General features: G+C 33.3%; 16 protein-coding genes. 5 read left to right on the plus strand and 11 right to left on the minus strand.

Going from position 1 to position 18,746, the window contains the following annotated elements; all coding sequences use genetic code 11:
• Nucleotides 1-37: 37 nt before the first annotated feature.
• Both AB3G36_RS06385 and AB3G36_RS06390 read left to right on the plus strand, forming a co-directional pair.
• Nucleotides 38-715: an SDR family NAD(P)-dependent oxidoreductase gene (locus AB3G36_RS06385; protein WP_367757128.1), complete on the plus strand. Its 678-nt coding sequence runs from the start codon at nucleotides 38-40 to the stop codon at nucleotides 713-715.
• A gap of 13 nt (nucleotides 716-728) precedes the next feature.
• Nucleotides 729-1,328, plus strand: coding sequence for a SprT-like domain-containing protein (locus AB3G36_RS06390; RefSeq protein WP_367757130.1), 600 nt, complete (start codon nucleotides 729-731; stop codon nucleotides 1,326-1,328).
• Nucleotides 1,329-1,390: 62 nt separating this feature from the next.
• On the opposite strand, the gene AB3G36_RS06395 is transcribed toward AB3G36_RS06390, so the two are convergent.
• The 6 genes from AB3G36_RS06395 to gcvP form a co-directional block, all read right to left on the minus strand.
• Complete coding sequence (locus AB3G36_RS06395; protein WP_367757132.1) at nucleotides 1,391-2,152, minus strand: ABC transporter ATP-binding protein; 762 nt, start codon at nucleotides 2,150-2,152, stop codon at nucleotides 1,391-1,393.
• Nucleotides 2,152-2,898 carry an MlaE family ABC transporter permease gene (locus AB3G36_RS06400; protein ID WP_367757134.1) on the minus strand — a complete coding sequence of 249 codons (747 nt, stop codon included), beginning with the start codon at nucleotides 2,896-2,898 and terminating at the stop codon, nucleotides 2,152-2,154. The genes AB3G36_RS06395 and AB3G36_RS06400 overlap by 1 nt, the downstream gene beginning before the upstream one ends.
• A gap of 77 nt (nucleotides 2,899-2,975) precedes the next feature.
• Nucleotides 2,976-3,827 (minus strand): glycosyltransferase family 2 protein, encoded by an 852-nt coding sequence (locus AB3G36_RS06405; protein WP_367757136.1) that lies wholly within the window; start codon nucleotides 3,825-3,827, stop codon nucleotides 2,976-2,978.
• Complete coding sequence (locus AB3G36_RS06410) at nucleotides 3,827-4,351, minus strand: methyltransferase (RefSeq protein WP_367757137.1); 525 nt, start codon at nucleotides 4,349-4,351, stop codon at nucleotides 3,827-3,829. Before AB3G36_RS06410 ends, AB3G36_RS06405 begins: the two co-directional genes overlap by 1 nt.
• Nucleotides 4,352-4,503: 152 nt before the next feature.
• A complete protein-coding gene (locus tag AB3G36_RS06415) occupies nucleotides 4,504-5,562 on the minus strand; it encodes a 3-oxoacyl-ACP synthase III family protein (protein ID WP_367757138.1) in 1,059 nt (352 codons plus the stop codon).
• 301 nt (nucleotides 5,563-5,863) lie between these two features.
• Nucleotides 5,864-8,707 carry an aminomethyl-transferring glycine dehydrogenase gene (gene gcvP, locus AB3G36_RS06420; RefSeq protein WP_367757140.1) on the minus strand — a complete coding sequence of 948 codons (2,844 nt, stop codon included), beginning with the start codon at nucleotides 8,705-8,707 and terminating at the stop codon, nucleotides 5,864-5,866.
• Between the two features lie 138 nt (nucleotides 8,708-8,845).
• Here gcvP and AB3G36_RS06425 point away from each other — a divergent pair, with 138 nt between their 5' ends.
• On the plus strand, nucleotides 8,846-9,658 hold the full coding sequence (locus AB3G36_RS06425; RefSeq protein ID WP_367757142.1) for a hypothetical protein: 813 nt from the start codon (nucleotides 8,846-8,848) through the stop codon (nucleotides 9,656-9,658).
• Nucleotides 9,659-9,762: 104 nt separating this feature from the next.
• Here the strand turns inward: AB3G36_RS06425 and AB3G36_RS06430 are convergent, their stop codons facing one another.
• The gene (locus tag AB3G36_RS06430) at nucleotides 9,763-11,790 is read right to left on the minus strand and encodes a M3 family metallopeptidase (protein ID WP_367757901.1); all 2,028 of its coding nucleotides are present in this window, start codon (nucleotides 11,788-11,790) and stop codon (nucleotides 9,763-9,765) included.
• Between the two features lie 232 nt (nucleotides 11,791-12,022).
• Between AB3G36_RS06430 and AB3G36_RS06435 the strand changes: the two genes are divergently transcribed.
• Nucleotides 12,023-12,691 carry a hypothetical protein gene (locus AB3G36_RS06435; protein ID WP_367757144.1) on the plus strand — a complete coding sequence of 223 codons (669 nt, stop codon included), beginning with the start codon at nucleotides 12,023-12,025 and terminating at the stop codon, nucleotides 12,689-12,691.
• Nucleotides 12,692-12,759: 68 nt separating this feature from the next.
• Here the strand turns inward: AB3G36_RS06435 and purE are convergent, their stop codons facing one another.
• The 4 genes from purE to AB3G36_RS06455 form a co-directional block, all read right to left on the minus strand.
• Complete coding sequence (purE, locus tag AB3G36_RS06440; RefSeq protein WP_367757146.1) at nucleotides 12,760-13,245, minus strand: 5-(carboxyamino)imidazole ribonucleotide mutase; 486 nt, start codon at nucleotides 13,243-13,245, stop codon at nucleotides 12,760-12,762.
• A gap of 112 nt (nucleotides 13,246-13,357) precedes the next feature.
• Complete coding sequence (locus AB3G36_RS06445; RefSeq protein ID WP_367757148.1) at nucleotides 13,358-14,509, minus strand: 5-(carboxyamino)imidazole ribonucleotide synthase; 1,152 nt, start codon at nucleotides 14,507-14,509, stop codon at nucleotides 13,358-13,360.
• A gap of 96 nt (nucleotides 14,510-14,605) precedes the next feature.
• Nucleotides 14,606-16,249, minus strand: coding sequence for a T9SS type A sorting domain-containing protein (locus AB3G36_RS06450; RefSeq protein ID WP_367757150.1), 1,644 nt, complete (start codon nucleotides 16,247-16,249; stop codon nucleotides 14,606-14,608).
• A gap of 38 nt (nucleotides 16,250-16,287) precedes the next feature.
• Nucleotides 16,288-17,937, minus strand: a complete 1,650-nt coding sequence (locus AB3G36_RS06455; protein ID WP_367757152.1) for a DUF1800 family protein — start codon at nucleotides 17,935-17,937, stop codon at nucleotides 16,288-16,290.
• 266 nt (nucleotides 17,938-18,203) lie between these two features.
• Here AB3G36_RS06455 and hpt point away from each other — a divergent pair, with 266 nt between their 5' ends.
• Nucleotides 18,204-18,734 carry a hypoxanthine phosphoribosyltransferase gene (hpt, locus tag AB3G36_RS06460; RefSeq protein ID WP_367757154.1) on the plus strand — a complete coding sequence of 177 codons (531 nt, stop codon included), beginning with the start codon at nucleotides 18,204-18,206 and terminating at the stop codon, nucleotides 18,732-18,734.
• Nucleotides 18,735-18,746 lie beyond the last annotated feature (12 nt).

The raw sequence follows: 18,746 nt of genomic DNA on the forward strand, positions 1-18,746 counted from the left end.
AATAGTACTTTTTAATGGATTTGTTTATTTTTGCTAAATGAAAAATATCATTGTAACAGGTACAAGTAGAGGAATAGGGTATGAGTTGGCTTTATTATTTGCAAATGCAGGACATCAAGTATTGGCTCTCTCTAGAAAAACCCCACGTATCCTTATAGAACATAAAAACATAAGCTGTCTATCAGTTGATTTATCAAATGAATCAGATTTAGATAGTGTAAAAGATTTTCTTTCTAGTTCATGGAAAAAAGTAGACGCTATTGTTCATAATGCGGGAAGTTTGTTATTGAAACCTTTTTCAGAAACAACTCAAGATGATTTTGAAGCTGTTTATAAAGTCAATGTTTTTGGGGTTGCAAATTTAACTCGTATTTGTTTGCCATATTTACAAAAAGGGAGTCATGTAGTAACAATAAGTTCTATGGGTGGAATTCAAGGAAGCCTAAAGTTTGCTGGACTAGCGGCATATAGCTCTAGTAAAGGAGCGGTTATAACGCTTTCTGAATTACTTGCTGAGGAATATAAAGAAAGAGGAATTTCGTTTAATGTTTTGGCATTGGGTTCAGTTCAAACAGAAATGTTGGCTGAAGCTTTTCCAGGATATCAAGCTCCGATATCTGCAAGTGAAATGGCGGACTATATTTTCAATTTTACATTGACTGGAAATAAATATTACAACGGGAAAGTACTAGAAGTTTCTTCTACAAACCCATAAATTAACAACTATTTTGAGCGAAACTCTAGCTAGATATATTCCTGAACATGCTGTAAAACCAGTTTTCGAATTGATTGTTGCGAATCAAGTACATCTTAAGATTGTAAATGAGCGACAAACTCGTCATGGTGATTATAGAAAAGGATTAAATGGTAAACATGAGATTACTGTTAATTCTAGCTTGAATAAATATAAGTTCCTAATTACATTAATACATGAGATAGGACATTTGGTGGCCTTTGAAAGGTTTGGTCGAAATATAAAACCTCATGGTCAAGAATGGAAATATTCGTTTCAACAACTCATGGTTCCTTTTATTCGTCCTGAGATTTTTCCAAATCATTTATTACCGTTAATAGCTAGACATTTTAAAAATCCAACTGCTAGTAGTGATACAGATGCTAATTTGTCTTTGGCATTAAAGCAATTTGATAAACAAAATGATAAAAATTATATTTTTGAAATTCCATATGGCAGTGTTTTTAGAATTCAAAATGGAAAGATTTTTAAGAAAATTGCAATAAGAACTAAAAGGTTTGAATGTTTAGAAATTAACTCTGGAAAATTGTATCTTTTTAATCCAAATGCTGAGGTAGAGTTATTACCTAGTTAATAATAAAAAACGGACTTTGGTTTTAAATCAAAGTCCGTTTTTTATTAAAATGGTATTTTTATTTATTCCTTCAAATACGCTTCTCTTACTTTTTTGAATAAATTAGAAGAGTAGACAAAATCAACTACTGCTTGATTATCTGTTCTAAAAATTTCTTCTTTTGTTCCTTCCCAAGCTTTTAATCCATTTTTAAGAAATAAGATGCGTTCTCCGATTTCCATCACTGAATTCATATCATGTGTATTTATAACGGTAGTGATATTGTATTCCTCCGTTATCTCTTTAATCAAATTATCGATTAATATAGCAGTGTTTGGATCCAATCCAGAGTTTGGTTCATCACAAAACAAGTATTTAGGGTTGTTTACAATGGCACGGGCAATAGCCACACGCTTTTGCATTCCTCCAGATATTTCTGATGGGAGTTTCTTATGAGCGTCAGTAAGATTAACTCTTTTTAAAACAAAATCGACACGTTCTTGGATTTTAGTTCCGTTGTCTCTAGTAAACATTTTCAAAGGGAAACCCACATTTTCAGCAACAGTCATGGAATCAAATAAAGCACTGCCCTGGAAAACCATTCCAATTTCGGTTCTTAACTCTCTTTTTTCATCTGCTTCGAGTTCAGAGTATATTCTACCATCAAAACAAATTTTCCCAGATTCCGGCTGATGGATACCAAGTAAACTTTTTAACAAAACCGTTTTTCCAGAACCACTTTGACCTATAATTAAATTGGTTTTACCAGTTTCAAAAACAGTTGATATTCCTTTAAGAATTTTGACACCACCAAATGATTTTTCTATGTTTTTTACTTCTATCATTACGTTAAGAGTAATTGTGTTAAAATATAATTCATCAAAATAATGGTTACGGAAGTCCAAACAAATGATACTGTACTTGCCTTTCCTACTTCAAGTGCTCCACCTTTCATATAATAACCATGAAAAGAAGGAATAGTTGCCAATAGCAAAGCAAAAATAAAGGTCTTTATAAAAGCATAAGCAATATGAAAAGGGATGAATTCTCGTTGTATACCATCAATAAAATCAGCACTACTACCAAAACCACCATAAACACTAGCAATATAACCACCAAGTATTCCTAGAAACATAGCAATCCCAATAAGGAACGGATATAATAATAAAGCCATTAACTTAGGGAAAACTAAATAGTTTAATGAATTTACGCCCATCACTTCAAGTGCATCTATTTGTTCCGTTACTCTCATGGTCCCAATACTCGATGTGATAAATGATCCCATTTTTCCTGCCATTACCACAGAGATAAAAGTGGGTGCAAATTCTAAAATAATAGATTGACGAGTAGCGAATCCTATTAAGTACTTTGGTATTAAAGGGTTGGTCAAGTTTAATGCTGTTTGTATAGCAACAACTCCACCAACAAAAAATGAAATAAAGGCAACAATACCAAGAGAACCAATGATTAAATCATCTATTTCCTTAAATATAAGTTTTTTCATTACAGACCATTTGGTTTGTTTATTGAAAATCTCCCCTAACATTAAGAAATATTTCCCTACTTGTGATAAATATCGAATGAGCATCATAGTTTTAAAATATAGTCAAAAATAGTTATAAGTTATGAGTTATGTGTTATGAGTTCAGGCTTTTTAGAATAGAGTAATTAACCAATTAATTTCTCTTTCATTTTCATTAAACGATACTTTCGAATAAATCGTGCTTGTTCTTTTGTAACCATTAAAGGCGTTTTTGCTGATTTTGCTTTCCAAAAACCGCTTAGATAGTCGATAAATAGGAGGGGCTTCTTTTTCATCATTGCCAGTTTTGCTGATGCAATTGCAGTAATGATAAAACCGTAGCCTAAAGTGTAAAACGCTTCCCCTTGTTTGTAACGAGCCGTTTTACTATAATTAGCGCCAGTAGGTTTTAAATGTTTTACATGTAAAGTAGCATCAGTGACTACTTTCCAATTGTAGAATTTACAAAGTAATTCATCAACCGTATCCCAACCCATTTGTGCTTTTAGTCCACCTATTTGTTTGAATGTTTCTTTTCTGTATGCTTTTAACGCACCACGAATATGATCTTTATCTGTTAAATTTTCTAGAATCCATTCTCCATTTTTCTCAATATAACAAAAGCCTCCAGCCATACCAATAGTGGAGTCTGATTGAAAATGCTTGACAATTGTTTCAAAATAATTATTTGGAAAAATTAGATCGGCATCCGCTTTCATCATAATATCATACTGATCATCTAGTGATTCTAAACCTGCGTTGAATGCTTGGATAACTTTGCTTCCTGGTAAATGAATGGCGCTTGACTCTTTGTTGACTAATGTGATAAACGGATGTTCTTTGGCGAAAGCCAAAACAATCTCTGCCGTTTTATCAGTTGAGTTATCATTAACAATCACTACTTTTTTTGGCAATAGTGTTTGAGAAATCAAGGATTCCAATGTTAAAGTAATAAGTGCCTCTTCGTTGTGTGCGGGAATAACTACGTAGTAATTCATTATTTTATCTTTTCGGCATAAACAATATAATACCTATTAGTGAAATAGCGCAATAAAGGGCGGATTCCAAGTTTCTTTACTGGATTAGTCCATTTTTGTCTGTCGATGATTTTCCAGCCTGTTTTTTCTAATAACCAATCGAGTTGCCAATCTTCAAATTCGTGGTAATGTCTGTCCCACATATCCGTTTTACTTCGGTATGCTGGAGAAAACCACAATCGCATTGGGATCGAAATAAAAAGTTTGTCTGATTTTATTTCACTTAAAATGGTAAACGGATTCAATAAGTGTTCGAAGATTTCAAATGCAGTAACTACATCTTGTTTTTCTTTTGAAAATATAGATTGATCAAGATCTAAATCTTCACCAGTAGTGTTTCTTACAGTATAGCCATCTTCTTTCATGATTTTTGAAAAAGGATTTTCAACGCCTAAATCTAGAATGCTTTCTGTAGTTGAAATGTGTTTGTTTAAAAATTCTAAAGTATGTTTGAATCTTTTATTAGGAAACGTTTTTTCGTACATTTTTGTTATAGTTTATCCAAAGTGCAAATGTACAAAGATATATTTCTTCTATTGCAGATTTCAACTCAGTTTGTTTCATGTTGAATCATTTATTAATAAAAAGGCCACTATTATATGAGAATAGTGGCCTTTTATAAATGTGTTTCGAAAAATTAATATCTATAAATAAAGGCATTTACATTCATTCCAGCTCCAACAGAAGCAAAAAGAAGAATATCTCCTTTATTGATTTTTTGATCTTTTATTTCACCTCTAATTAATAAGTCAAATAAAGTAGGCACAGTAGCTACACTACTATTACCTAATTCATGAATACTCATAGGCATTATGTCTTGTGGTACTGGTCTGTCATGAAGTTTGTAAAAACGTTGTATGATCGCTTCGTCCATTTTTTCATTGGCTTGATGAATAAGAATTTTCTTTACATCATCAATTCCAAGACCACTTTTATCCAAACAGTTTTTCATTGCAGCTGGAACAGTAGTTAGGGCAAATTCATAAATCTTACGACCATGCATTTTTATGTATCGCGTGTCAGGATCTAGTTCCGTATTGTAGGATGGTCCAAAAAATAAATAATTAGCTTCGTCCATAGCATAAGTTCCACTTTCATAAGAAAGTAATCCAGTTTCATCGTCTGAAGCTTCTATTATCGAGGCACCAGCACCATCCGAATAGATCATCGAATCTCTATCATGGTCGTCTACAACTCTAGATAATGTTTCAGACCCGATAACTAAACAACGTTTGGCCATGCCAGATTTAATAAAAGCATTAGCTTGTAATACACCTTCAATCCATCCAGGACATCCAAAAAGAATATCGTAGGCGACGCATTTAGGGTTTTTTATTTGTAATTTATTTTTCACTCGTGTTGCTAAACTAGGTAACATATCCGACTGTGATGTGCCACTTTTTACATCACCAAAATTATGAGCAAAAATAATGTAATCAATAGTTTCAGGGTCTATTCCTGCATTAGCGATTGCTTTTTGAGAAGCAAAAAAAGCCAAATCGGATGAAGTATATTGATCTTCAGCATAACGCCTATGCTCAATTCCTGTAATTCCTTTAAATTTATTGATAATTACATCGTTTGGTCGTCCAAATGGAGTGCCGTCTTCATTTAAAAAAACATGATTTCCAAAATCAGTATTGCTTACTTTCTTTTCAGGAATATAACTTCCTATTCCAGTTATTTTTATTTTCATGGTTTTATTTTCCAAAAATTTAGGCTAATTTAAAGATAAAAAAATAATTACAGCTATGTTATTTACTATGCATGCATATAATTATAGGATATTAATTATTTGGCTAATTTACTGATGATTTTTTAATAAATATCCGAAAACGATGTAGTTTTTACAATGCTATTTGTGATTTTCCGATTAGAATTTTTTTTCGGGAGTTTTTTTCTAATTAAATGTTTCTAAAATAAGTAGTTGTAAAAGGAATAAAAAAAATGCCTCGAAATCAATCGAGGCATTAATATAAGTTATAAAAATGTGTAATTTACATATACGCCTCAATTGGAGCACAGCTACAAACTAAATTTCTATCACCATAGGTTTCATCAACACGACGTACACTAGGCCAGAATTTATTCTCCGCTACATATTCTAATGGATATGCTGCTTTTTCTCTTGAATAAGGTAATACCCAAGTGTCAGCAGTAAGCATTGCTAAAGTATGTGGTGCGTTTTTCAATACATTGTTTGGTTCTTCGACAGAAGATTCTTCAATTTCTTTACGAATGGCTATCATAGCGTCACAAAAACGATCCAATTCTCCTACATCTTCTGATTCTGTTGGTTCAATCATTAACGTTCCAGCCACTGGGAAAGAAACAGTTGGAGCATGAAAACCATAATCCATTAAACGTTTTGCAATATCAGATACTTCGATACCTTTTACTTTGAAACCTCTGCAGTCTAGAATCATTTCGTGAGCTGCTCTTCCTTTTTCACCAGAATATAAGATAGGGTAGTGCTCTTCTAAACGCGCTTTCATGTAGTTAGCGTTCAGGATAGCATATTTAGTTGCATTAGTAATTCCTTCAGCACCTAACATACAAATGTATCCATAAGAGATCAAGCAAACTAAAGCTGATCCATAAGGCGCTCCAGATATAGCAGTAATTCCTTTTTCACCACCTACTTTTACTAATGGGTTTGTTGGTAAAAACGGAACTAATTTTTCGTTTACACAAATAGGTCCTACACCAGGTCCACCACCTCCGTGAGGAATAGCGAATGTTTTATGCAAGTTCAAGTGACAAACGTCAGCCCCAATAGTAGCTGGATTTGTTAAACCTACTTGAGCATTCATATTAGCACCATCCATGTAAACTAGTCCACCGTTATCGTGAATAATTTGAGTGATTTCTCTAATAGCACTTTCAAAAACACCGTGAGTAGATGGATACGTTACCATTAAACAAGACAATTCATCTTTGTATTGAATCGCTTTTTCTCTAACATCTTCTACATCTATATTACCATTTTCCATTGTTTTGGTCACGATAATTTTCATTCCAGCCATTGCTGCCGATGCAGGGTTTGTTCCGTGAGCCGACGCAGGAATCAAACAAATAGTTCTTTTCTCATCGCCTCTTGATTGGTGGTACGCGCGAATAGTCATTAAACCGGCATATTCGCCTTGGGCTCCAGAGTTAGGTTGTAATGTAGTTCCTGCAAAACCAGTAATCACATTTAATTGATGCTCTAATTTTTTAAGCATCTTCGTGTATCCTTCTACTTGATCTAAAGGTGCAAATGGATGGATAGTATTCCAATACGGCATACTTAATGGTAACATTTCAGCTGCTGCATTCAATTTCATAGTACAAGAACCCAAAGCGATCATCGAATGATTTAATGATAAATCTTTACGTTCTAATTTTTTGATATAACGCATCATACTCGTTTCCGAATGGTATTTGTTGAATACCTCATGCGTTAAGAATTCCGATGTTCTGTTTAAAAGCATCGGATAATTGTTCTCTAAAACATATTCCGAAACTTCAAAAGCTTCTTTTCCTACTGCTTCAGCAAAAATGGCAATTACTTGATTAATATCAGATGATAAAATGGTCTCGTTTACTGAAATAGAAATCGTTTCGTTATCAATATAATAGAAGTTTACCTCATTCTTTTCGGCAATAGTTTTTACTTTTTGAGCATCCGCTTTTACAACGATTGTATCAAAAAATGCTGTATTGGTTTGGTATATGCCTAATTTATTTAAAGCCTCCGCCAAAGTTGCAGCAGAAGAGTGTACTTTGTTAGCAATATACTTTAATCCTTTTGGACCGTGATATACTGCAAACATTCCTGCCATAACGGACAATAATACTTGAGCAGTACAAATGTTTGAAGTTGCTTTTTCACGCTTAATATGTTGTTCACGTGTTTGTAATGCCATACGTAAAGCGCGGTTCCCATTAGCATCTTGCGAAACTCCAATGATTCTTCCTGGCATAGAACGTTTGTATTCTTCTTTTGTCGCAAAATAGGCAGCATGTGGTCCACCATAGCCCATTGGGATTCCAAAACGTTGTGTAGTTCCAACAACAACTGTAGCTCCCATTTCTCCAGGAGGGGTTAATTTTACTAATGATAAAATATCTGCAGCCACTGCTACTTTTATTTCGTTATTATTTGCTTTTTTGATGAAGTCAGCATAATCATATACTTGACCGTATTTTCCTGGATATTGTAAAATAGCTCCAAAAAACTCTTTTGAGAAATCAAATTCTTGGTGATTTCCTATCACTAATTCTACACCAATAGGAGCAGAACGCGTTTGTAAAACAGATAAAGTTTGTGGTAAAATTTCTTCAGAAACGAAGAACTTACATACATTGTTTTTCTTTTGGTCTCTAGAACGAACATCAAACAACAACGCCATCGCTTCTGCAGCTGCAGTACTTTCGTCAAGTAACGATGCATTTGCAATTTCCATTCCCGTTAATTCAATAACCATGGTTTGAAAATTCAAAATAGCTTCAAGACGTCCTTGAGCAATTTCGGCTTGGTATGGTGTGTAAGCCGTATACCAACCTGGATTTTCAAAAATATTTCTTTGAATTGCTGGAGGTACAATGGTAGGGTGGTATCCTAAACCAATATATGATGTATATACTTTGTTAGTACGACCTAATAACCGAATGTGATTTGCATATTCATATTCAGTCATAATATGCTCCAATTCCAACGGTTTCTTTAAACGAATATCACTAGGAATAGTTTCTAATATTAACTGATCTAAAGTTTCAACACCTATGGTTTCTAACATTTTTGGTAAATCGTTTTCCCTTGGGCCTAAGTGTCTTAAAGCAAATGAGTCTGTTTTCATGTATATATGGTAATATTGTGTTTTTTTAGTGATGCAAAAATAAGTATTATAAACAATCTAATTCGGGTTTTAACATTCAATTTTTATCAATTTTTCAACTAAATGCGGTATTTGCTCACAATTGATTAATTTTGTCTAATGATTAGCTTTAAACAACTATTGGATTTTTATATCAGAAGCAGTATCCACGTTGCATTTTCTGTATATGCATTGGTGCGAATGACTCATTTTATGTTCAACATATCTGAAGATACATCTATGGCCTATTTTGCTTTTTTCGGCACTATTGTAGGATATAATTTCGTAAAATACGATGCTTTGGCTAGAGCCAAAAAAAGAACCATGCGAAAAGAACTAAAGTTAATTGCCGGCTTAAGCTTTTTTTCTCTTATTGCTGTGGGGTATTTTTTCTTTAAATTGCAATTCATAACACAAATGGTTTCTGTAGGAGTACTTGCTTTAACGTTGCTCTATACACTTCCTTTTTTTCCCAATAGAAAGAATGCCAGAAATTGGGCAGGGGTGAAAATTTACATTGTGGCTTTGTGTTGGGTAGGAGTAACGCTGGTCTTACCATTAGTAGATGCACATATTTCACTTGGACTTGATTTTTATCTAAAGTGTATTCAACGTTTTATATTGGTTTTTGTGCTGATTCTTATTTTTGAGATATTGGATTTGGCAAATGACGATCCACATCTAAAAACGGTACCACAACAAATAGGTGTGAAGCGAACAAAAAAGGTAGGTTTGTTGCTATTGCTTCCTTTTTATTTTTTAGAGTTTTTAAAAAATAATTTTATTGAAGAACAATTGATCGTTAATGGAATTCTAGTTCTCGCTCTTTCATTATTTTTGGCTTTCGCCAATGAAACACGATCTAAATATTACACTTCTTTTTGGGTGGAAAGCATTCCGATTTTTTGGTGGCTGATGGTGGTTTTCTTTTAAAAACAGTGGTTTTGGTGAATAGAGATCAATAATTTTCCCAGTTTGAAACAAAAAAACCGAAGCATTACTACTTCGGTTTATGTCTAAAACGACTTATCTTAAATCTATATCAATCCAGCTCTTTTCAATAAAGCATCTGGACTTGGTTCGTGTCCTCTAAAACGTTTGTATAAAATCATAGGATGTTCTGTTCCTCCTTTTGAAAGGATATTGTCTTTGAATTTATCAGCTACTTCTTTGTTGAAAATTCCTTTTTCTTGAAAATATTCAAAAGCATCAGCATCGAGCACTTCAGCCCATTTGTAGCTGTAATAACCAGATGAGTATCCACCTTGAAAAATGTGTGAGAAAGAGGTGCTCATAGCATTTTCTGCTACTTCAGGATACAATTGTGTATCGGCAAATTGTTCTGTTTCGAATGCTTTTAAATCAGTAATTGATGTAGGGTCTTGTCCATGCCATCCCATATCTAATAATCCAAAACTCAATTGTCGCATTGTTGCCATGCCTTCTTGGAAACTGGCACTTTCTTTTATTTTAGTAACATATTCCATCGGAATCATTTCACCAGTTTGATAATGAGTAGCGAATAAAGCTAAAGCTTCCGACTCATAACACCAGTTTTCCATGATTTGACTTGGAAGCTCTACAAAGTCCCAATATACTGATGTTCCAGATAAACTTGGATAAGTAGTATTGGCTAACATTCCATGTAATCCATGGCCAAATTCATGAAACAAAGTGGTCACTTCATTAAAAGTTAATAAAGAAGGTTTTGTTTCAGTAGGTTTTGTGAAATTACAAACATTAGAAATATGTGGTCTTTCGTTTACGCCATCTTTAATAAATTGGGTTTTGAATGAAGTCATCCAAGCGCCATTTCGTTTTCCTTTTCGAGGGAAAAAATCAGCGTAGAAAATAGCAACTAACTCCTTATTAGCATCAGTAACTTCATAAGTCACCACTTCGTCATGATATTTATCGATATCAAATATTTCAGTAAAAGTAAGTCCGTATAATTTTCCAGCAATGGTAAAAGCACCCTTTAAAACTTTTTCTAGTTGAAAATACGGTTTTAGTTTTTCATCATCCAAATTAAATAATTCTTGTTTTAATTTTTCCGAATAATATGCGCCATCCCATTTTTCTAGTTGTTCAAGTCCGTCTAGTTTTTTGGCGAAAGCAGATAATTCAGCAAATTCTTTTAAAGCGGCAGGTTTGGCTTTGGCCAATAAATCATGAGAGAATGATTTTACTTTTTCAGGACTTTCGGCCATACGCTCTTCCAATACAAAATGAGCATGTGTTGCATACCCTAAAAGTTGTGCTCTGTCAAAACGCAATTTGGCAATTTTAAGTACATTTTCCTGATTGTCAAATTCGTTGTTTTGAAAACCTTTGGCGCCAAAAGCGATTGCCATTTTCTTTCTAAGTTCACGTTTATCTGAATAAGTGACAAAAGGAACATAACTTGGATAATCTAAGGTGAAAATCCATCCATCACTATCTTGGCTCTTGGCTAGTGAACGAGCAGCTTCTATAGTTCCTTCAGGTAAGCCGGATAAGTCGCTTTCATCTATAATATGCAATTGAAACCCTTGTGTTTCTGCTAAAACATTTTCACCAAACTTAAGGCTTGTTTTAGACAGTTCTTTGTCTATTTCTCGAAGCAAGATCTTTTTGTCTTCAGGTAAATTGGCGCCATTTCTAGAGAAACCTTTGTATTTTTTGTCTAGTAATGTAGACTGTTCTGGGTTAAGGTTCAAGCTATCCTTTTGTTCGTAAATAGCTTTTACTTTTGCAAATAAATCAGCATTAAGAGTGATGTCATTCCCAAAATCAGAGAGTAAAGGAGAAACTTCTTGAGCGATTTTTTGCATTTCGTCATTGGTTTCCGCCGAATTCAAATTGAAGAAAATACTGGAAAGACGATCCAGCGTATATCCACTAAAATCTAATGCCTCTATAGTATTTTGAAAAGTAGGTGTGTCATTGTTTTGGACAATAGCGTCAATTTCGGCTTTTGCCAATGCGATTCCTTCTAGAAAAGCGGGTAGATAATCTTCATTCTTTATTTTAGAAAAAGGAGCAGTATCGTATTTAGTATTGAATTTTGAAGTTAAGACTTTCATTGTATTATAATTAGTTTTCATTATTTGAAACGAAATATTTTGAACTACAAATGTAGCGATTTATAGAAAAAGGAGCGTTTAAAATTGGATTGATTTGCGCTCCATCTCCTTAAAGTATTTGTGTTATAGTTATGTTATTTATTTCGTTAGAAGCGGTAAAAAGCTTAAATTGTACAATTAGATTAGATTTTGAATAAGCTAATCATTAACAATTGCAAATAATATACAATAAATGAATTACCAAATTATAATAAAGCGTATCGATACTGTAAATGAAGTGGAAGGGTATTGGTCTGATGAAGATTTTATTCAATTACTAGAAAAATTCAATTTTCCAGATGCGGCTACTGCAGAAAAAAAGAATTTACCAGAATTACTAGAAATGGCCATATCTGATTATGAGCCTAACGAAGCGGCTGAAATAGTGCTTGCTTACAAATTGTCTGAAGAATTAAATGAAGGACAAATAGAGCAAATTTCTCATAATATGTTAATTGATAAAGTATGTGAAGAGTATCCCGAAATTCATTTGCAAGGGACTTTGTTTCATATCAATCAATTGCTTTTTAAAGCGTATAACGGAAAGTTTCCTAATGCCAAAGCTTCAGTTGTTCATTTTTCAATGACGCCAGTTGATGGAGAAGTGAAAGAATTGACAGCCGAAAATGTACTGAAATTATTGAATAACGGATTGTCTGATCGGAATTTGATAAAAAGATTGTTTGACGATCAAATGTATAAGAACATTCCTTTCCCAGAAGCGGAAGGTATTATTTGGGAATTGAATACAGAAGATAATGTAAACTACAGTTTAGTGACTTCAGAGAACTGGATTAATAATGAAGATATAACCGCTTCTGAATTTGAAGGTATTCTAGAGGAAATAGAAGAGGAGGTATAAACTCTAACAATTTTTTTAAAACAACAAAGGCTCCCGTAATGGGAAGCCTTTTTTGCTATTAGGAGCTGTTATTTTTTAAGTAAACTTTCGGATGCTATGATTACCGCATCTTTTAATCCTGTTTTATATTGGATTACTTTTTCTAAAATAGCAGCGTCATGGCTTCCAATAATTTGAGCAGCTAGTATTCCTGCGTTTTTTGCACCGTTAAGAGCAACAGTTGCTACGGGAACGCCACCTGGCATTTGCAAAATAGAAAGAATACTGTCCCAACCATCGATAGAATTACTTGATTTTACAGGAACCCCAATAACGGGTAATGGAGACATTGAAGCAACCATTCCTGGTAAATGTGCGGCTCCACCAGCACCAGCAATAATTACTGAAATACCACGAGTATGTGCATTTTTACTGAAATCAAATAATTTCTCAGGTGTTCTATGTGCCGAAACGATATCGACTTCTGTTTCTATTTCAAATCCTTTTAAGATTTCAATGGCTTCTTGCATTACTGGCATATCTGAGATACTTCCCATGATTATAGCTACTTTCATTTTTTTATTATTTAAAGATTTAAAGATTTAAGTATTTAAAGATTTCTATTGAAGCTTGTTTTTGAGTCAAACCAATTTTTTCAATCTTTTAATTTTTCAATCTTTTAATATATTATGCGATTACTCTTATTGTATTCTTCACGTCTTCAGCAATTCTTCTGGCTTCATTCATGTTTTGGTTTACGATAGTTACATGTCCCATTTTTCTAAAAGGACGGGTTTGTTTTTTACCGTAAATATGAGGAGTGACTCCGTTCCATCCTAAAATAGTGTCAATGTTTTCATAAACAACATTTCCAGAAAATCCTTCTTCGCCAACTAAGTTAACCATAACTCCAGCTACTTTACTATCTGTATTTCCTAAAGGAAGATTTAGTATAGCACGAATGTGGTTTTCAAATTGAGAAGTAAAACTAGCTTCAATAGAATAGTGTCCAGAATTGTGTGGTCTTGGTGCTACTTCATTCACTAGTATTTCATCGTCTTCTGTTTGGAACATTTCAACTGCTAATAATCCAACATGATTGAATTTTTCAGAAACGTTTAAAGCTATAGTTCTAGCATTAGCAGCCACTTTGTCGTCAATTCGAGCAGGGCAAATTACGTATTCTACCTGATTGGCTTCCGGATGAAATTCCATTTCAACTACAGGATACGTTTTAATTTCGCCCGATGGACTGCGACAAACAATAACAGCTAATTCGTTTTTGAAAGGCACCATTTCTTCGGCAATGCATTCTACATTAGGCAGGTGATCTAAATCAGCTATTTGACGAATGACTTTTACTCCATTTCCATCATAACCAAACTCAGTACATTTCCATACAAACGGCAATTTTATTTTAGAATCTAAAATTTTAACTACTAGGGCTTTTAAATTGTCAAATCGCTTGAACGGGGCGGTTGGGATATTATGCTCAGCATAAAATGCTTTTTGAATTCCTTTGTTTTGAATTAATTGTAGCGTTTTAGGCGAAGGGTATACTTTTAATCCTTCATTCTCTAGCTTTATTAGAGCTTCGAGATTAACAAGTTCGATTTCAAAAGTAAGCACATCTACTTTTTTTCCAAAATTATAAACAGTTTCAAAATCCATTAAGTCACCCTGAAAAAAATGATCACAAGCTATACGACTTGGCGCTTCTTCACTTGGATCTAAAACATAGGTTTGTATGTCAAATTTACGGGTATCGAATAGCATCATTTTACCCAATTGTCCACCACCTAGAATTCCCAATTTAAAATCAGAAGAAAAATAATTCATTGTATTGTTATTTGTTGCATGCAAAGATACTTTTAAATGAGTAAAATAAAAAAGATACATTTTAATATTGTTAAATAGTTGTTTGACTATTGGCTTCTATCTTCTAATAATTATTTTTTTTGATAATGAACCCTTATCGGTTTCGATTTTTAAAAAGTAGAATCCAGAGGGGATATTTTGAACATTAATTGAATACTGATTCCCTATTTGTGGATTGTTAAATTTAGCAATTAGTTTTCCGTCTAATGAAAATAAGGATGCTGAATAAATTTCATTATTGTTATGTAGATTAATAGTGATTAATTCTGAGGCAGGGTTAGGATATACTATTGCCTCAGCTGGTTTTTTAAATTCATTTATTGATAAAGTACTATTAGTATAACAGGAAGAGTTAACAACATATTGAGGTTTTATCAAATCAACAATTTTATTATTTGAAAAACCTGTATTGTTTGTGTAATTATAAAAGCTTAAATCCAATGTCTGATTACTTGTTCCAAACCAATCTTGAAGAATAGTACTAAATACTCTTCTATAATCATGTTGTACCGTTTTAATTTGATAACCATTACCCGCTACAGCCTCTGAAAGATTTACATTTGTTCCCGAAATACCTGGGGTTATTGAATTGCCAAAAACGAATACAGGTGCAATCTCACCATGATCGGTGCCTAAACTTGCATTTTCCCCCGCTTTTCTTCCAAATTCTGAAAATGTAACCGAAACTACATCATTTCCTAAATTTTGATTATTTAAATCAATAATAAAAGCATTGACTGCTTCTGATAATTGAGTTAAGAGTGCTGCATGCGCTCCTAAATGTGTGGTGTCATTTGCTGCAACCTGTAAGTTATGAGTGTCAAATCCTCCTAGTTTAACTAAATAAACTTTAGTTTGAAGGCCTCCAGAAATAAATCGAGCTACGGTTTTTAGTTGATTTGCCAATGTTGTATTTGGGTAGGGTATTGAATTTGAACCTGTATTAAAGGAGTTGGATATGGTCTGAGCATAAGTATTTGTAGCAGCATCATTATTAATGATGAATTGAATTAAATCACCGTATTCTGATTTTGGAATCGCAGTAGGAGGACTTCCTCCTAATCCATTTACAACTGAATAGAATCCAGATGGAGATTGTCCCGTAATATTTAAGGACATGTTGTGTTCTACTTCACCATAGAAACCTAAAGAATTGTCGCTGTTCCCGAGCTGAATCCCTAAGGGGAAATTTGATGTTAGAAAATTAGAATAGTAATGTTCTAAAAAACGACCAATCCAACCGCTTGTTAAAGAGTTGTTTGCTGTTGTTCCATCACCACCTGTTAGCCATAAGTCAGTTGATTTAAAATGGGATTTGTTTTGAAATGGATAGCCAACACCTTGAATGACTCTCATAAATCCACTGTCGTACAAGGATTTAAAGCCAGTCAATGAAGGGTGCAAACCAACTTGATCCGTAAGCGCTAATGTGGAGTCCAAATTAATGATCCCATTTGAAGCGCCAATATTATTGAGTTTGATGTTAGGGCGCAGCGAAGCATAAGTATCATACTGGTTAATGGGTATAATTGTGTTTAAACCATCGTTGGCGCCAGATAATTGAATTAAAACGATTTTTTTAGAGATCACATCAGGACAGGTAGTCATTCCAGCTGATTTGAAAAGGGCGAAAACTTCGGAGGGAAATAATGACAATACACTAGCCGTAGAAGTTATTTGGATAAAATTTCTTCTTCTCATGTTTTTAGTTTTTAGGTTTTTTTAATTCAGAAAAAAGGCTAAAACATTTGAGATTCGGGAGCTCTTAATATTTTAATTACTAATAGTTTTAATCGGGATTCTACTACTGTATTGTTATTCGTGCTGATGTAATTATTCCAGGAGTCAGTCCAGTAATTTGAAGCAAAACCCTGTAACAAAAAAGAATTCATAAAATAAGAAATACGTTCTGTATTTGCTTCTTGAGCAAAAAGGGCATTGGATAATTCGGAAGTTAATATATGAGCGTCAGAAGGATTTGAGATAATTCCACTATTTTTTATGACTTCAGAAATAGAGATTTTAGCAGCGATTGTACTGTTGTTGCCTATTCTATTTAATCCATCAAGTAGTGATTCTCCTAATCTGTATTTTGCAATTAGGGTAGATCCAGAAATCCATTTTTTGTCATATTCGGGTGACTGATAATAAGCAAGATGTCCCGCAACTGTATCGGGTTCAAATAACTTCATATTAGAGTTTAGTGAAAAGGTACCGTTAACAAAGTTCCAAAACACTTGGAAATAATCAAATGGCTCTACTGTAGGGTTTGGTATTGTTGCCTGAAGATACGTACAGGTTTCCGACAATTGTTGAATTGGAGATTTGATCATTGCCCCAATGGTTTCATCTGTCGGGTCGGTATCATCTAAATCATAAAAATGTAGGCTAATGAGTAATTTTCGTATTATTGGAACAATTTCATAACCGTTATTGTAAAGCTCTTGTGATAAAGGAATTATAATATCATTTTCTGTTTCGATACTAATATTGCTTTTTACAAAATAAGTATAGAGTTTTCTACAAATATTTTTAGCTGTTTCTTGTTGATTAAAGATCATTTCAACAAAGCTATTTAATTCGTTATCCATTGACATACTGTCTGTTGCAGATGTTATTGTGGTGTTGTTAAATGCACTACTGAAAATTTTGGCACTGGTATTATGGTCGGAAAACACATTGTATCCTTTAGGGATATTTGTTTCGGAATCTATAACGGATCTATTCGACTGTCTTTTAAAGCCCGTTAGAACTCTTGCGGCTTGAACGATGTCGGATTCAGTGTAATTGGTATAATTACCTACTGCTATTTGAGGGCCTCTTCCTATTGTAAATAATTCCAAAAACTCTCGGGCGTAGTTTTCATTTGGAGAAGATTTGACATTATAAGTATTGCTCAAAAAGTAAAGCATAGAATTATTAAGTGTCATCTTTTTGGCTAATGTTTTATAATTACCATAGGAATAGAATAATAACAATCGGAGATAGTCATAAAACTCCGTAGCAGACCCAAAAACTTCTGGATGTTTTATTACTGTAAAACGGGTCGATAAGAAATGGCAAAGTTTGAATTTTAAAGTTGGACTGTTTATAGAATTAAACCACCACCAGCCAGATAAAATAGGAGATTGTCTATATTGATCGCTGGGGTTGTAAATTAAATTAATATTTTCTGTCCAGTACCCCACAGGTGCAGAGGTTGGTAATGGGTCATAAGGTAATGGTACTATAAGTGGAGAGTCGATTAATAACAAGTCTAACGCTTGATTAGGAGTTAATGTGGCATATTGATCAATTAAGGTTTTTGTATACACAAATGTGGCTCTTCGCAACAAATGTTTTGCGTTTTTTATACCTAAAATAGCGGTATTTGGATTTAATGAAGCCATAGTTTTATGATTTTAAACATCCTCTATTAAAGATAAGAATAAATAAAATTTGTTAAATTTTTTTTCGTTTATCTGTTTATTTTTAACGTTTAAATACTTGTTTTTCAAATGATTGTGTTTTTTAACAGATATTTTTTTTGTTATTTTATGTATTTAGGTCTATTTGTTATTTGTTGGTTTTAGATTCGTATCACAAATTAATCTTCATTTTCCTATTGTCAATTTCGAATTCTGTATCTTTGCAAATTATTTAAAACATATAAATAATGATTCAACTTCACGATAAACAATTTGTTCCATTTATTTCTGCCAAAGAAATTGAGTTTGCGATTGCAAAAATGGTAGCACAAATAGAAGATGATTTTGCAGATGAAATTCCTGTCTTTATAGGAGTTCTAAATGGCTCTTTTATGGTAGTTTCTGATTTTATGAAAAGCTATAAAAAACCATGCGAACTAAGCTTTATTAAAATGGCTTCTTACGAGGGAACTACATCAACGGATGAGGTAAAGCAGTTAATAGGGTTAAATCAGGACTTGTCAGGGCGTTCAGTTGTTATAATAGAAGATATTGTTGATACTGGAAATACTTTAGTAGAGCTGAAAGAATTATTCAAAAAGCAAAACGTAAAGCATTTCAAAATCGCAACTTTATTTTTCAAACCTGAAGCGTATAAAAAAGATATCAAAGTTGACTATGTTGGAATTAGAATTCCAAATAAATTTATAGTTGGTTTTGGTTTAGATTATGATGGACTAGGAAGAAACTTACCAGAAGTATATAAATTAAAAGAATAACCACTCAATACA

The organism is Flavobacterium sp. WC2430 (assembly GCF_040822075.1).
Classification (GTDB): Bacteria; Bacteroidota; Bacteroidia; order Flavobacteriales; family Flavobacteriaceae; genus Flavobacterium.